We start from the raw sequence: 14804 nt of genomic DNA, 5'->3' as shown, positions 1-14804 counted from the left end.
CTCACATCTCGACAGGAGCAGCCGCCCTCAATTTGGCTCGGGCGAGACCCCACCGGGCGCGCTCGCAGACGAAGCCTGAGTCGTCGGCATTGTGGATGTAGAAGCGGCCGACGAGGCGACCCGCGGTGCCGATCATCGCCCATCCGCGACCGCAAGCGGGATCGCTTTCGTGGTGACCCTCCCACGAGAATTCCGCGCAGGCCGAGCCGTCTCGCGCGCCGTAGCGGACATCAAGGAAAGCCTTTGAGGGCGCCGAAGCCGATCTCGCCGTCCGCCGCGCCTTTGACGTCAGATGCGCCTCTCGACGAGATCGAGGAAATCGTTGTCCCAGACACCCATTTCGACGATACGCCAGCGACCGGCAAAGGCCTTGGCGATGGCTGGAACTTGGCCATGTCAGCTGGTCCCAGCGATGAGCTTCGGCAGCCGCACCAGATTGTGGCGGCAGCGAAGGTGAAGCCCCATCCGACGCGGTCGCGTCCGCGCAACTTGGTCTTCTCCTGCCCGGCGACCGTCTTGATCCAGCCGAACGCCTCTTCAATGCGCTTGCGAATACGCTGACTGACGGCATAGCCGCTATGCCGGGTGCTGCGCCCGTCGATCGCTGAGCTGCGGCCGCTGGTGTTCTGCGCCACGTGCGGCGTTACCTTCAGCGAGCGCAACTCATTGATGAAGTCCTCCGCGTCATAGCCCTTGTCGGCGCCGAGCGTGATCGCCTGCGGCCGGTCAGCGCGAGGTTCGATCATGTGCAATGCCGCCACTCCCTCAGCATGTCCGTCGGCCAGCGTCAGGTAGGCAATCGACCAGCAGGCAGTGGCGGTTCTCCATCAGCCCATGCCCGATGAAGCAGAGCTTCGTCTCCTTGCCTTTGCCCGTGCGGTAGAGCTTGGCGTCAGGATCGGTGGTCGAGCCATGTGTATCGTTCGACCTCTTCTGGCCATGGAAATCCGCTTCGGCGTTGCGCCCGCCGCCTTGAGCCGGCGGCTCGCCGTGACCGCCGTTTGGGCCGTCCTTCGGCTTGACGCTCTTCACCCAGCGCGACCGCATGCGAGGAAAGCTGGGGGACATTAAGGCGGAGCTGCGGTGTCGGATGCATCATCCCATTCCTGAGCAGGGGAAATGGCTATGGCAAGTCGTGGCCGGCCACTTCGCCTACTATGCGGTCCCAACCAGCCGGGCGCTCTCGGCGTTCCGGCGTTATGTGACCGACCTCTGGCGGCGAACGCTTCGGCGGCGCAGTCAGAAGGACGGATTCACATGGGAACGCATGGCGAAGTTGGTTGCTGATTGGCTTCCGCCGGCCCGCGTCCTTCATCCCTGGCCAGACGAACGCTTTGACGTCAGACACCCAAGGTAGGAGCCGGATGCCTTAGTTGGGCGTGTCCGGATCTGCGCGGGGGGCGGCCAGTAATGGCCGTCCCTACCGCGAAAGCCCGAGCAGGCTTCGAAAGTGATGATGTGGATGCCGACCCGCCTGAATTTCGGGGAAGGCCGCGTGAACGGGGAAGCAATCGACATGTGCACCCGTTCGATCCGCGGGGGTAATGAGCACGGCACGTCGGAAGGGTGATGCGGGAAATGGGGGAGACATGAGGGTAGCGGCCTCAACGCAGCCGTCAGGGCGGCGGTGCCGGAGGGAGTCGGACAGGGTCATAATACCACTGAAGCCGGGTAATGCCGGTGGAGGAAGGGCCCTGACTTCTGGTGTCCTTTCGACGTTGGTGAGGAGGGGGTGATTGGCGATGAGCCTGGAAACACCCGAAAAGATCAGGAGCCTGCAGAGGAAGCTGTATCGTAAGGCGAAGGTGTAGCCCGCTTTCCGCTTCTACGTGCTCTACGACAAGATCTCCCGTGAGGATGCTGCGCCATGCCTATGCGCTGGCCCGGGCCAATGCGGGTTCGCCGGGCGTGGACGACGTGACCTTCGCGCAGATCGAGGCGGAAGGCGTGGAAAGGTGGCTGGCGGGTCTGCGCGAGGAACTCGTCTCGAAGACCTACCGGCCGCAGCCGGTGCGACGGGTGATGATCCCGAAGCCGGGGGGCGGCGAACGCCCGCTCGGCATCCCGACCATTCAGGACCGGGTGGTTCAGACCGCTGCCAAGCTGGTGCTGGAACCGGTATTCGAGGCGGACTTCGAGGACGGTGCCTAGGGCGGCGGGGAAGGCCAGGCGAATGCGCGAGACGGGTTCGAGGGCGCCGAGCTTGAGGAGCCCGAGCCGCAACGTGGCGAACCCGGCTTTGCCGAGATGAGGGGATGCGGGCACCGCCTCGCGCAGGGTGAGCATCAGCCAACATGGGCGGTGTGTAGGACGAGACGGACCTGGTTGGCGATTGGCGAACCGCAGCTGGAGCGGTCGGAGGCAAGTTGGCCCCTTGTGCATCTTGATCAGGTTCTCGGCCGGGCTGCGGCGGGATAGATGACTTCCTAGAGGTGCTCGGCCGAGCCGCTGTCGAGATTGGTAGCGACGAAGCGGATATCGAGGCCCATCGCGGTTGCCTCGATGCGGGCCAGACGCGACGCTCAAGCTTCCAGAACTTCGCCTTGACGCAAGGTCAAAGCGTTCCTTGAAAGACTCATCGAGGGCGACTGGCCATATCTGTGGATCGACGCCACCTACCTGAAGGTGCGCCGCGGCGGCCGCATCGTCTCGGTCGCCGTCATCATCGCTGTCGGCGTCAATGCGGACGGCCGACGCGAGGTGCTGGGCATGGAGGTCGGCACGTCTGAGGCCGAGCCGATCTGGACGGAGTTCCTGCGCAAGCTGACCCGCCGTGGCCTGCGCGGCGTCAAGCTCGTCGTCTCCGATGCCCATGAAGGCATCAAGGCGGCCGTCACCAAGGTGCTGTGCGCGACATGGCAGAGGTGCCGCGTCCACTTCATGAGGAACGTGCTGGCCCATGCCGGCAAGAGCGGGCGCCGCGTCGTCTCGGCTTTCATCGCCACCGCCTTCGCCCAGGAAACACCCGAGGCCGCAAGCGCCCAATGGCGCGCCGTCGCCGACCAGATCCGGCCGAAGGTGCCGAAGCTGGCGACAATCATGGACGCCGCCGAGCCCGACGTGCTTGCCTAGATGACTTTCCCCAAGGAGCACCGCGCCAAGCTGCACTCGACGGATGACATCGACAAGCTTGATTTCGGCTTTTCGATTCCTGTTGCGTTTCTTTGTTCGGCTCAGGTGAGCCTGTTTCTTCGTCCCGGCCCACAGGATTTCCCGTGCGAGCGTGTCGAGACGCAGTCAAGGCTGGCCGGTGCGATGGCGGCACGGCCGGCTGCGAGGTTTCCAGGCCACGCCTTGACTGCGTCGAGCACGGCGCCAGTCTGGAGCGGACCGAGGCGGCGGTCGTGCCGGCACATTTCCTTGTGCTATATTTGTCCGGCACGGACGACCACGTGGCAAAGAGTGGTGCGAGAGGATGAGAGTGCCGCCACGCAGCCGTTATAGTCGTTCCTCGTTTGTGGCGTCCGTGCGCCGCTTCGGCCCTCGTGACCGCCAATGCCGAACCATTAGCTCGTAGGCACGTTCGGCATTCTCGGCCGCGGCTTTCTCGCTGTTTCGCAACTCCTTCACGTTGTAGGCGTAAGCCGAACCGCGGCGACCGACACCGCGCTCGCCCGGCGCACCGGCCTTGAGAGCGAGCTGCCTCTGCTTTGCGGCCACCAGCGCCGGGCGAGCCCAGAAGTAGTCCTGCTCCTTTGTCAGCAGATGCCAGATCAACACGGCGAGCTTGCGGGCGAGTGCCACGGCTGCGACCTGATGGCCGCGCTTGTTACGGATGCGTAGGAAGAAGGCCCTGAGCGGTCCGGGGCGCCTTCGCCGTCGCCCAGGCGGCCTCGACCAGCATGGCGCGGGCATGGGAACGCCCATGTTTGCTGATCCGGCCATATTGCGCCAAGCCAAGACCGGATTGGCGCACACGCGGATTGAGGCCGAAGTAGCTCACCAGCTTCTGCGGCTCGCGGAACCGCCGGATCTCGCCGACCGCGGCGATGATACCGCTCGCGACGATGACATTGACGCCGGTGATCGTCTGAAACCGCCGGACTTGCGCATCATCAACCGCTTCCCGGGCGATGTCGCGATCGAGGTCAGCCAGATCCTCGGCCAGGCGATCGATCTCGCGGATGTGGCGGGCGATGGCGGCCCGCTCGTCGTCGGGAAGCACCTGCCGCTCGAGCCAGGCGCGACCGCGATTGTTGAACAGATCGGCATGCGGGCACTTCGGCACTAGGTGCGCCTGCAGGATGCCATGCACCTCGTTCTTCACGCGCGTGCGATGCCGAACTACCTGGTTGCGCCGCGCGACGAGGCGGCGAAGCCGCTCGGTCCGCTCGTCAGGTACCCAGACCTCCGGCAGCAGCGGCTGGCATGGAGCTGCGCCAGAACGCCGGCATCGATCTTGTCGGTCTTAATCCTGGGATGAGCGATCGCCTTCACCTGCATCGGGTTGGCGACAATCACCCGGCCGACATAGGGCGACAGACCCCGCACCACCGCCATGGCGTTGCCCGTAGCCTCGACGACAACCTCATCAGTCCGTCGCAAACTGCGGCCGAACCCTTCCAGTCCCGAGCGGGTCATGTCGACCCGTCCGTGATGGCGCAGCCGGCCGTCTTCCCAAACCACCACCTCCGCAAAGGTGCGGTGGATGTCCATTCCAATCACACGTCTCATCGGCTCCCTCTCCTCAACAATCGGGAGCCAGCGGGCGACGCGACACCTACGATCCGCGCTCTCGGCGCAACCGGGCAGGTCGCAGGGGCGGCCAGCTACTAACGCGAGCTCGCAGCTCATCGAATACATCGGCCTGCCCGCACTTGGCGTGCTCCCGGTGCCCCTGTCGCGGATGGTCGCACCATACGCCGAAAATCGTTCATCTCCAGCGGGGATCGGATGGCACCGTCATACCGGTTACGAACATGCTGGAGCGGCTGAACCAGGAGATCAAGCGGCGCACCGAGGTCATCGGCATCTTCCCAAATGATGACGCCATCGTCCGCTTGGTTGGCGCGATCCTGCTCGAACAGAACGACGAATGGGCCATGCAGCGCGCCAGATACATGACGCTGGAAACCATCAGCCAAATGAGCGATGATCCTCTGATCAGCCTGCCACCCGTGGCACGCTGATCAGCCCGGCCCATGCCGGAGAGCGCGGCGACCAAGCCGTCAGCTACACCACTCCCTGGGACACGATCGCCGCTGATTCGCGGACGGCTGGTGCGCCTGGCGGCGGCGGGTCATGTGGTGCTGATCACCAAGCACCGCATGGTCGGACGACTGCTCGCGCAAGATCCTGACACACGAGCTCAGCGAGCTTTACGACGCCGACCAGGAGGGCCGGACGGTTTGACTGAAGAGATACTCGACGAGACTGGCCTATTTGCGATGGTCGGCAAAGGGAAAGGGGCCCGGCGGCCATCGGGTCGATTGTGAGACACAGAACACGCTATCCCATTGCAGTGGGTGGCGCTGCATACCTGATTTCAAAATCGATCAAGGCGGCGCGGATCGTTGCCTTTGAAGACCTGGGCATGGAAGCCATTATGAATTCGAGGTGCAGGACATGCCGGTCATCATGGCTGTCGATGTTGAGGGAAACTCCATTCACAATTCCGGGCCTCTTGAGTGGCGCAAGCGCATGGCGGCCGGCAGCATCGCCCGCAGCATCGTTGAGGCTTCCCGGCTTCGCGATCCGGCCAGACTCCCGCACCGGATCTTGAACCGCAACGATAACACAAGCTCCATTTATGGTTCAGCTCCTCGGCGATCGAGATAAGAAAGGCCTTCAAGTCGCTCTCGATGATACCCTCCGGCGAGGGCCGCCTTGCGCGAGCATGGCCCGGTAGCGAGGCTGCGCTCTTAAGGTCGTCCTTTCGAGCGTAGTTAGCAGCACAGCATGAGCCATGTGACGTTATTGACCGGACCGGAGCGTCGTCGTCGTTGGAGTGAAGAGGATCAGTGCCGGATACTGGCCGCGGCATTCGCGCCGGGGGCCACGGTGGCGGCGGTAGCGCGTCAGTACGATGTCGCGACCAGCCTGATCTATAAGTGGCGGCGCACGATGAGAACCCGCGAGACGGGCTTTGCCGAAGTTGTCGTGGTTCCCGATAAGCCTTTCGCCGCTTCGGTGCCGGCGGCGCCACCAGCGGTGATCGAGCTGGAGGTCGCCGGCAAGGTGCGGCTGCGGATTCCGCTGACCACGCCGCCGACACTGGCGGCGGCGATGGTGAAGGCGCTGGGTGTTTCATGATCCCGGTCCCGAGCCAGGTGCGGATCTGGTTGGCGGTCGGCCGGACCGATATGCGTCGCGGAATGCAAGGCCTCGCCCTGCAGGTTCAGGAGACGTTGGGCCGGGATCCGCATGCCGGCGATCTTTATGTCTTCCGCGGCCGCAGCGGCAATCTGGTCAAGATTATCTGGCATGATGGGCTCGGCATGTCCCTATATGCAAAACGGCTCGAGAAGGGCCGGTTTCTATGGCCGTCGCCGGCTGACGGCACGGTTTCCATATCACCGGCGCAGCTCGCCTACATGCTCGACGGGATCGATTGGCGCAACCCGCGTCACACGTTCCGCCCTGAGCTCGCGGGCTGAGTTTTTCTTTGAGTTTGCGCCATTTTCCGCGAGTCAGCGGACGCGTTTTATGATTCACTCCAGGGCATGGTTGCCACCGCCCAGGATGCTGTTCCGGACGATATTGGCGCGCTGAGAGCAGCGCTGACCGCGGCGCTGGCCAGAGCCGAAGACGAGGCCGCGCGCGCTGCGCTGGTCGAGGCCGAACTGGCGGTCGCCAGGGCCAAGGCATCGGATGATGCGGCGCTGATCGCACATCAGGATCTGACGATCCGGAAGCTGCAGCGGGCGCTGCATGGTCAAAGTTCTGAACGCTCAGCCCGCCTGCACGACCAGATGGAACTCACCTTCGAGGAACTCGAGAGCACGGCGACGGAAGACGAGATCGCCGCCGAACAGGCAGCGGCCCGGACGACCGAGGTGGCGCCTTATATGCGCAAACGACCGGCGCGCCAACCATTTCCCGAGCATCTGCCGCGCGAACGCGTGGTCGAGCCGGCGCCGGCCGCTTGCCACTGCTGCGGCGGTCATCGGCTGCGCAAGCTGGCTGAGGATATCACCGAGACGCTGGAGGTGGTGCCGCGGCAATGGAAGGTGATCCAGCACGTCCGGGAGAAGTTCACCTGCCGCGACTGCGAGGCGATCAGCCAGGCTCCGGCGCCGTTCCACGCCACCCCGCGCGGCTGGGCCGGTCCCGGCCTGCTGGCGATGATCCTGTTCGAGAAGTTCGGACAGCATCAGCCGCTCAACCGCCAGGCTGAACGCTATGCCCGCGAAGGCGTGCCGCTCAGCCTGTCGACGCTCGCCGACCAGGTCGGCGCCGGCGCCGCGGCGCTGATGCCGCTGTTCAAGCGCTTCGAAGCCCATGTGCTGGCCGCTTCACGTCTGCACGGCGACGACACGACGGTGCCGGTTCTGGCCAAGGGCAAGACCGATACCGGCCGATTATGGACCTATGTGCGCGATTATGCGCACCCGATGATTATGCGCAGCTCATCGGGACAGGAGCGTATAACCATCGGTTTCCCGAACGATTTCCAACTGGTGAACTGCGCATAATTTTTAAAGGCTCAACAGGAACTGCATGAGCTGGTCCGGCGGTCGATACCGGCTTTGACTGGCCGTCATGGGCTGCAGCCGGTTGAGCGTACGCTCCTTCATGGCGAGATCCGCCTGAAGGTACATGTGCGTCGTGGCGGGGCTCTCATGACCCAGCCATAGGGCAATGACGCTGATGTCGACGCCGGACTGCAGAAGATGCATTGCCGTGGTATGGCGGATGGTGTGAGGCGAAATCGAGCGACGCGCGAGTTGCGGGTAACGTTCCGCGGCGGCCGAGACCGCAAGTTCAAGGCGCTGGGTGACGTTCGAACGCGCCATGCATCCGCCGCCTCTGTTCGGAAACAGGAAATTCTCCTCGCCCCCATAGTCCAACCGGCGCTTCCAGTTGCGGATCAGGTTGGCGGTCGTCCGCCAGAGCGGCACGCTGCGATCTTTGCGCCCCTTTCCATGCAGGTGCGCGACCGCCGAGCCATCGACGGCGACCTCGCCGACGCGCAGACCGATGGCTTCAGACACGCGGGCGCCGGTGTTGTACATCAGACTGAACAGTGCGCGATCCCGCTCACCTGCCCATGTCCGCGCATCCGGCGCCTCAAGGATCGCCTGCATCTCCTCGCGTGACAAAAATCCCAGGACCGGCCGGTCGAACCGTTTCATCGGAATGGCCAGCACCTGTTCGATGACGGGGAGCGCGGTCAGATCGTAGTGGGCGGCATACTTAAGGAAAGAGCGAAGTGCCGCCAGGCGGGCGTTGCGAGTACGGGCGCCGTTGCTCCGCTCCTTCTCCAAGTGGTCGAGGAAGCTCAGGATCAACTGCGCATCGAGGTCGGCCAGGGTCAGCCGGGTGGGCGCCTTTCCAATCGTCGCCTCGGCGAAGTCAAGCAACAATCGGAAGGTATCGCGGTAGGCGGCGATGGTGCGCGAACTGACGGCTCGCTGATTGCCCAGATGCTCGACGAAAAAGCGTTGCAGCAGGATGGGGAAGGACGATGCCAGCTTGGGGTCAGTCATGATGACCCCCTCCAACCGTAGAGGCGAACAGCTCGAACCGTTTGCCAGCGACAGCCATGAGTTCCGGGACGCCGGTCAAATACCAATAAGTATCGGAGATCTTGGCGTGGCCGACATAGGTCGAGAGCGCCGCCATGGCGTTGTCGATATCGGCGCCATGCTCGTGCCAGAGCTGGATACGGCGGCAAATGAAGGTGTGGCGCAGGTCGTGAATACGCACCTTGCCATGGCCGCCCCGCGCGGTCCAACCAAGGTTGGTGCGAAGCTTCTGGAAAACCTTATTGATCCTCCGCTCCGCGATGAATCCACCCGCCGGAGACAGGAACAGCGGTGAGTCCTCGGTGAGTGCACCAGGACGCGCCCGAACCGCCAGATAGCGCCGTAGCTTGGCTACGACGGTGGCGTGTATGGGCACATGCCTGGATTTGCGGAACTTCGTGTTCCGAACCGTAAGGAACGCTCCATCGAGATTGACATCGCTGCAGCGCAGGTGAAGTGCTTCTGACCGGCGCAGACCCGTAGCGGCGATCAGCCCAAAGATCGTCGCGTAGGTTGCCGGCCGCAATCCGCCCTCAGGGGCGAGGCGCGAAGCGGCGGTCACAAGGTCGCAGATCTCCTGCTCCGAATAGATGTGCGGTGCGAGGCGGCGATGTGAACGACCAAAGGTCGCGGTTTGTGGGAACTCGGTGCCGGGATCGAGCCGGGCAAGATACCTCGCGAACGGGCGAAGGGCCTCGAGGCGCCGGGCCCATGAGAAAGGACTGGCCCGTTTGGCCTGGCCTTGCACCCAGTTCAGGACGATATCGTTAGTGAGCGGGCCACTATGACCGCGCTCGTCGGCAAACAAGGCGAAGGCGGTGATTTGATGGCCCTGCATCCTGAGGGCGAAACCAAGGGCGCGGCGTTCGGACAAATAGTCCTCTGCCATCGAGAGCATGGTGCGCGCGCCGGTCATTGCGCGCTCCCCGGCCAAGGTAGGGCCACGGCTGCAAGATTGGTCAGATCGACCTTTGCGTAAATGGCGGACGTGTCGAGGCTTCGATGCCGCAGGATGTCCGCAATCTCCTTCATCGGCGCGCCGGCGCGCAGAAGTCGGCTCGCCATGCTGTGGCGGAGAATGTGGACACCGGTCCGCGTCCATCCACATCTTCGGTAGCCGGCCAGCACTGCGCGTTTGACGCTCTTCGTCGTGATCGGCTCGTCGTAGGGGGCAACATGGCGAACAAATATGGCCCGGTTCGATGTCACGGGCCGCTCCTCGTGCAGATAGGCTGCAATCGCCGCTCCCGTCTCGGACGGTAGCGGCAGAGCGTCCGCGCGTCGGCTCTTGGTGCCGACAAGCTTGATCGTGCCATCGGCCCAGTTGATGTCGGCAAGCTGCAGCTTGACGACTTCGCTGGATCGCAGACCGAGATCGATCAGACACCGCACCATCGCATAAGCCCGCAGGCGCGACGGGAACGCCTGATCAAAGGAACTCAGCAGTTCGTCGATCTCGGCGCCGGTCAGCACCTCAGGCAATGATGCCAACCGCCAGTGGGCGACCCGGGGAATCGCGGCCTTCAGTTCGCTCACCCGGTCGCCGGACATGCTGCGGAAGCGGAGATAGCAGCCAATGATGACGCCGATCGCGGCGACGGTGGTGGGTCTTCGCCCCTGTTTGCCAAGGACGAAGCGGCGGATGGATGCGGCGTTGACTGTCGCCAAGGAGATCGGCTGCTCGCCGAAATGCTCGACAAGAAATCCTCCGACCACTCGGCAACGCTTCCGACGGGTGTTGTCCGCCAGTCCCCTTACGTCGCGCATGTGGGCATCGAAGCGCGTCAGCTCCTGTTCGATGGCGGAATTGCGGGTAGGAGACTGCAGCACCACCCCGCCGGCTTCGAGTACCTCCAGAAGATGGCCCAGTGCCGCCTGCAGCTCATGGCGCAAACGACGGACCGGGTCGGAGCAGGCGCACGCCGGCAAGTGCTCCGAGAGAAAGCGCATGACGGCGCCCTGGCCGATCGCTTCCAGGTCATACCCCTCCTGGGTCAGCCAATAGGCGAAATGCGCGATGCAGCACAAATAGACGCGCTGCGTGTTCGGCGCATATCGCCTTCGCAGCAAGTGCTCGCCGTACTGCGAAACGTAGGGCCGAAGAATACTGCCCTCCAGCCAAGCGCGGGGCTGTGGCTGAAGGATGATCGCTTTTTGCATGTTGATCTCCGAGTTGATGGGACTCGGAAGGATTATGCGCAGCGCCTAGTTTGAATGCCGGCCACCATCTCACTGATCTGCCGAAGAAAACTGGATAAATGTCCCGGTGAGCTGCGCATAATCATCGGGTGCGCATAATCGCGCTTATGTAGAAATCTACATAAGCGCGATGACCGACCGTTCGGCGGCGCCGATCCGCCGGCGGCGGTGTTCTACTATTCCCGCGATCGCCGAGGCGAACATCCCGCGGCGCATCTCGCCGGCTGGAGCGGCATTCTGCAGGCCGATGCCTTTGGTGGTTATGGCGATCTCTATGCGGCGGGTCGTCAGCCGGCGCCTATTCTGGAAGCCAGCTGCTGGGCCCACAGCCGGCGCAAAGTGTTTGAGCTGGCCGATGTCGAAGCGGCGGCGCGCAAGAAGGCGCACGGCGACAAGCCCAACCTGGTCTATCCGCTCGCGGTTGAAGCCGTGAAGCGCATCGATGCCCTGTTCGATATCGAGCGCGCGATCAACGGCCTGTCGCCGGCCCAACGCCACGCGGTGCGCCAAGAGCGGAGCGCGCCGCTGGTCACCGAGCTCGAGCGCTGGATGATCGAGACGCGCGACAAGCTCTCGCGCGGGCACGACCTGACCAAGGCCTTCAACTACATGCTGCGCCGCTGGTCATCCTTCACCCGGTTCCTCGACGATGGGCGGATCTGCCTATCCAACAATGCAGCCGAGCGAGCCCTGCGCGGCATCGCAATGACCGATTCATACTGCACCTCCTCTTCAAACGTCCGGAAACAGGGACTTTTGGTTTTCCATTTTGATGCGACACGGGCCTCTGTGACGCGGAAACTGGGTCACTTGATCCTTTTCCAGGTCCGCAGCTCGTATTTGGTGCGGTGCATCGGGTACCACCTGCTCGGTAGGGAGCACGCCCTCCTTGATCAATCGACGGACCCGATGGGCAGTAACCCCAAGCTTTTTGGCGGCTTCGGTCAATGTGAGCCACTCGCCATTCTTTTCGGCGGATCGGTAGCCGTGGATTTTATGGACCGTGCGCAGTGCCCCGACACGGCGCCCAGTCCAGGTTTTGCCTTGCCCGGTCTGCATTCCCATCCGGTTGAGAGTGGCGGCAATGTCTGTGTCGGACCACCGGGTCGCCATAGACCGCATGACGGCAAGGGCGGCCTCCGGAGTACTCTGGCCATGTTCGCCAGCTTTGGGTTTGCGAATGCGCAGCTGGGAGTGCTGGCCGCCTTTCCAGTGGATCGTCAAAATGACTTCACGCTGCTCTTCATCGATGTCAGCAATGATATCAGTCACGAGAGCACGAAGGAGTTGCTGACGACATCGCATGTCGACGTTAGGTGCGCGCCAGGCGGCCTCCAGATCGGTGGCAATGCCAGCAAATTCGGGAACTGGGGTGACAAGATCGATTTGTCGCGCTTGGGCCAAACCAGCTTCACAGGCTTCCACGCGCCTGAGCGCTGCCTCCCAGCTCTTCTCCAGTTGGGCAGCGATCAGCCGGTTGTCAGGGTCGCAAGCAGCATAGCGACGTTCAGCGAGAGAGGCCTCGTATCGGGCTTGCTGCAAGTCCAACTCCACCATGCGGTGTCGTTCTTCCAGATTATCCCGATGCGCCCGATCAGCTTCCATTGCGGCCTCGATCGCCATCGGCGTCACGGCCCTCAATATCTCTTTGCCGATAGCAGGGTCGATGCGAGATGCGCCAAAAGTCATGCATCGTGGCTTGGCCAGCATCTGATTGATACGTTCGCAGCGGTAATAGGGATGCCCCGGAGGCCGCCCCGAGTAGACAACGCCCAACCGCCTTCCGCATCGGCCGCAGGTGAGCAGGCCCGCGAGCAACGCGCGGCCGCCACGACCAGACTTGATGCCGCCTTTCTGGCCGAAGGCATTGACAGCGATGTGGCTCTGGTTCCTCTCAAACTCACTCCAATCGATATAGCCTTCGTGATGATCCTGGAGCACGTCCCACGTTCCAAAGGGTTTGCCGTGGCCGTAGCTTTTACGCGCCCTGCCATCGACAATCTCGGTTCGCTTCTCGCTTTTACCATAGACATAGACCCCAGCGTAGAAGGGGTTCTTCAGGATCGAAATAACGCTTCGATAGCGAACCGGCACCCAGTCGAAGGACACCGTTTTGCGCCCGTCAGAAGGGCGAGGAAAATGGAAATTATCAGCCGTCAGCGAAATCAGCACCTGGCGGGCGCTGCCAAGCTCGCGGAAGCGCGAAAAGATGAGGCGGATCGCCTCTTGTACCCGCAAATCGGGATCAAGCCCCAGCCCATAGTCGCGGTGCCAGATATAACCGATCGGGACACTGAGACGCAGCTCCCCCGCCGCGCTTTGGCGCGAGCCGCGTCAAGCATGCGCGTTCGCAAAATGCCGAGCTCAAACTCGCTGATACTGCCCTTCATGCCCAACAACAATCGATCGTTAGGCCGACAAGGATCGTACACTCCGTCGAGATCTATGACGCGCGCTTCAACCAGGCCGCACAGTTCCAGGAGATGGTGCCAATCCCGGCCATTGCGAGAAAGACGCGATGCGTCGAGGCAGAGCACTGCGCCAATTTTGCCCGTGCACAGGCCGCTCACCAGTCGTTCGAAACCAGGGCGGTCTACAGCACCGCTGGCGGTACGACCAAGGTCATCGTCGATCACATCGACATCACGGAAACCCCAGCGTCGCGCGACATCGACAAGTTCATATTGTCGCCGCTGGCTCTCCAGGTTGTTCTGGACCTGACCCGGGGTCGACTGTCGAACGTAGACCACAGCTTTGCGCTTCAGCACCGTGGCTGGAAGGAGATTATTGCCCGTCATCGCTCGTCTCCTTCGTCGCGACGCCGGCCGCGGCCATCAGGAGGGTCGCCAGCCTGGCGACAACGACGCTTCGTTCCCCGTCGCTCAGGCCTCGCATCTGCGGCGTATCGAACGGCATGCTCAGCTGCTGGGTCAGCACTGGTAATGTCGGCGGTAGTGGTAAAGCCTTCATGGCGCGCCTCCTGGATGGCCGCGAGTCCACCCCTCGAAGTCTGCCTGAAACCGCGCTCGGTAAGCAGTCTATGAAGCTCTACAAGCCCAATCACCGCAACGCGCGGTTCGCCCATCTCCATGTCGGCGCAAAACGCCCGATCCAGCATCCACTCCGCCACCTGGATGATCTCACCCGGCCTGATCTCTACCCGGATGATCGCGCCATTGGCCCGGTCCTCGCGACCTTCATGCCGAAAACGACCGCCGTAATATGGATGCCAGCGATAATGAAACTCCACCATCTGCCCGACATGGGCAGAATGACACCGCGATGGCTCTCGGAAGAAAGTCCTGGCTGTTCTGCGGTTCCGATCGCGGCGGACAGCGCGCGGCCGTTCTCTACAGCCTGATCGTCAGCGCCAAGATGAACGATATCGACCCGCAGGCCTGGCTCGCCGACGTCCTCGCCCGACTTCCCGCCTATCCGGCCCATCGGATCGATGATTTGCTGCCGTGGAATTGGAGATCCGCAAAATTGCGGACCCAACCAGCGGCGGCCTGATCATGCAGCGCAATAAGGTGCATCACGTCTACACCGTCGATCGTGTCGCCAGGGACCTCGGCGTCAGCGAAGCGCTCATCCAGGACCTGACCCTCGGTCTCGAGCCCGAGGACGGCGTCATCTGGGTCTACGGCGCCAACGATGACGACGGGATCTTGGCCTTCACCGATGAAGGGATCGAGGAGGTCGAACTCCTCCTCAAAGAATATCATCGCGTCTCCCCATCGAAAGCTTGACCCCAGCACCGCGGTGCTCAAGGCCGCTGGATACGCACGTCTGCGGTCTTCACCGGGCTTCACCGGCTTTCAATTACCCACATCGTCGGCTTGATCCAATGGAGATGCCGAAGGCGATGTCGTGCAAGCGGGTCATGCCGCGCCAGACGACCATGTTGCCAGGAGGCGG

The 14804-nt window shown here is 63.0% G+C and carries 8 protein-coding genes and 11 pseudogenes; 10 read left to right on the top strand and 9 right to left on the bottom strand.

The window, feature by feature from the left end:
* Position 1 precedes the first annotated feature (1 nt).
* Both NKJ94_RS32890 and NKJ94_RS32885 read right to left on the bottom strand, forming a co-directional pair.
* Positions 2-339: pseudogene (locus tag NKJ94_RS32890) on the bottom strand (hypothetical protein).
* 57 nt (positions 340-396) lie between these two features.
* Positions 397-1032: pseudogene (locus NKJ94_RS32885) on the bottom strand (transposase); the annotation flags it as partial.
* An 825-nt stretch (positions 1033-1857) separates the two neighbouring features.
* On the opposite strand from NKJ94_RS32885, the gene NKJ94_RS32880 reads away from it, so the two are divergent.
* Positions 1858-2151, top strand: coding sequence for an RNA-dependent RNA polymerase family protein (locus NKJ94_RS32880; RefSeq protein WP_352531381.1), 294 nt, complete (start codon positions 1858-1860; stop codon positions 2149-2151).
* Here NKJ94_RS32880 and NKJ94_RS32875 read toward each other — a convergent pair.
* Positions 2152-2545, bottom strand: a pseudogene (locus NKJ94_RS32875) (transposase); the annotation flags it as partial.
* Between the two features lie 5 nt (positions 2546-2550).
* Here NKJ94_RS32875 and NKJ94_RS32870 point away from each other — a divergent pair.
* Positions 2551-3135: pseudogene (locus tag NKJ94_RS32870) on the top strand (IS256 family transposase); the annotation flags it as partial.
* A 303-nt stretch (positions 3136-3438) separates the two neighbouring features.
* Here the strand turns inward: NKJ94_RS32870 and NKJ94_RS32865 are convergent.
* Positions 3439-4656: pseudogene (locus NKJ94_RS32865) on the bottom strand (IS110 family RNA-guided transposase).
* Positions 4657-4904: 248 nt separating this feature from the next.
* Here NKJ94_RS32865 and NKJ94_RS32860 point away from each other — a divergent pair.
* The 5 genes and pseudogenes from NKJ94_RS32860 to tnpC all read left to right on the top strand — a co-directional run.
* Positions 4905-5129: pseudogene (locus tag NKJ94_RS32860) on the top strand (transposase); the annotation flags it as partial.
* 213 nt (positions 5130-5342) lie between these two features.
* A pseudogene (locus tag NKJ94_RS32855) lies at positions 5343-5670 on the top strand (fumarate hydratase C-terminal domain-containing protein); the annotation flags it as partial.
* 228 nt (positions 5671-5898) lie between these two features.
* The gene (tnpA, locus tag NKJ94_RS32850) at positions 5899-6252 is read left to right on the top strand and encodes an IS66-like element accessory protein TnpA (protein WP_352531379.1); all 354 of its coding nucleotides are present in this window, start codon (positions 5899-5901) and stop codon (positions 6250-6252) included.
* Positions 6249-6596: an IS66 family insertion sequence element accessory protein TnpB gene (gene tnpB / locus NKJ94_RS32845; RefSeq protein WP_352531377.1), complete on the top strand. Its 348-nt coding sequence runs from the start codon at positions 6249-6251 to the stop codon at positions 6594-6596. Before tnpA ends, tnpB begins: the two co-directional genes overlap by 4 nt.
* A 66-nt stretch (positions 6597-6662) precedes the next feature.
* Positions 6663-7547 (top strand): annotated as a pseudogene (tnpC, locus tag NKJ94_RS32840) (IS66 family transposase); the annotation flags it as partial.
* A gap of 90 nt (positions 7548-7637) precedes the next feature.
* Here the strand turns inward: tnpC and NKJ94_RS32835 are convergent.
* The 3 genes from NKJ94_RS32835 to NKJ94_RS32825 are packed head-to-tail and all read right to left on the bottom strand — an operon-like array spanning position 7638 to position 10847.
* Positions 7638-8663, bottom strand: coding sequence for a tyrosine-type recombinase/integrase (locus tag NKJ94_RS32835; RefSeq protein ID WP_352531373.1), 1026 nt, complete (start codon positions 8661-8663; stop codon positions 7638-7640).
* Positions 8641-9603, bottom strand: a complete 963-nt coding sequence (locus NKJ94_RS32830) for a tyrosine-type recombinase/integrase (RefSeq protein WP_352531371.1) — start codon at positions 9601-9603, stop codon at positions 8641-8643. The genes NKJ94_RS32835 and NKJ94_RS32830 overlap by 23 nt, the downstream gene beginning before the upstream one ends.
* Positions 9600-10847 (bottom strand): site-specific integrase, encoded by a 1248-nt coding sequence (locus NKJ94_RS32825; RefSeq protein WP_352531369.1) that lies wholly within the window; start codon positions 10845-10847, stop codon positions 9600-9602. Before NKJ94_RS32825 ends, NKJ94_RS32830 begins: the two co-directional genes overlap by 4 nt.
* A gap of 156 nt (positions 10848-11003) precedes the next feature.
* Between NKJ94_RS32825 and NKJ94_RS32820 the strand changes: the two are divergent.
* Positions 11004-11594: pseudogene (locus tag NKJ94_RS32820) on the top strand (IS66 family transposase); the annotation flags it as partial.
* 24 nt (positions 11595-11618) lie between these two features.
* On the opposite strand, the pseudogene NKJ94_RS32815 reads toward NKJ94_RS32820, so the two are convergent.
* Positions 11619-13684: pseudogene (locus tag NKJ94_RS32815) on the bottom strand (recombinase family protein).
* Entirely contained in the window at positions 13671-13856 is a 186-nt protein-coding gene (locus tag NKJ94_RS32810) for a hypothetical protein (protein ID WP_023731891.1), read from the bottom strand. Before NKJ94_RS32810 ends, NKJ94_RS32815 begins: the two are co-directional and overlap by 14 nt.
* Before the next feature lie 312 nt (positions 13857-14168).
* On the opposite strand from NKJ94_RS32810, the pseudogene NKJ94_RS32805 reads away from it, so the two are divergent.
* Positions 14169-14399: pseudogene (locus NKJ94_RS32805) on the top strand (transposase domain-containing protein); the annotation flags it as partial.
* A gap of 2 nt (positions 14400-14401) precedes the next feature.
* On the top strand, positions 14402-14635 hold the full coding sequence (locus tag NKJ94_RS32800; protein ID WP_352531367.1) for a hypothetical protein: 234 nt from the start codon (positions 14402-14404) through the stop codon (positions 14633-14635).
* Positions 14636-14804 lie beyond the last annotated feature (169 nt).

Origin of the sequence: Mesorhizobium sp. M0060 (genome assembly GCF_040323155.1) — a bacterium.
GTDB lineage: Bacteria > Pseudomonadota > Alphaproteobacteria > Rhizobiales > Rhizobiaceae > Mesorhizobium.
This window is presented reverse-complemented; position numbering and strand designations above follow the sequence as displayed.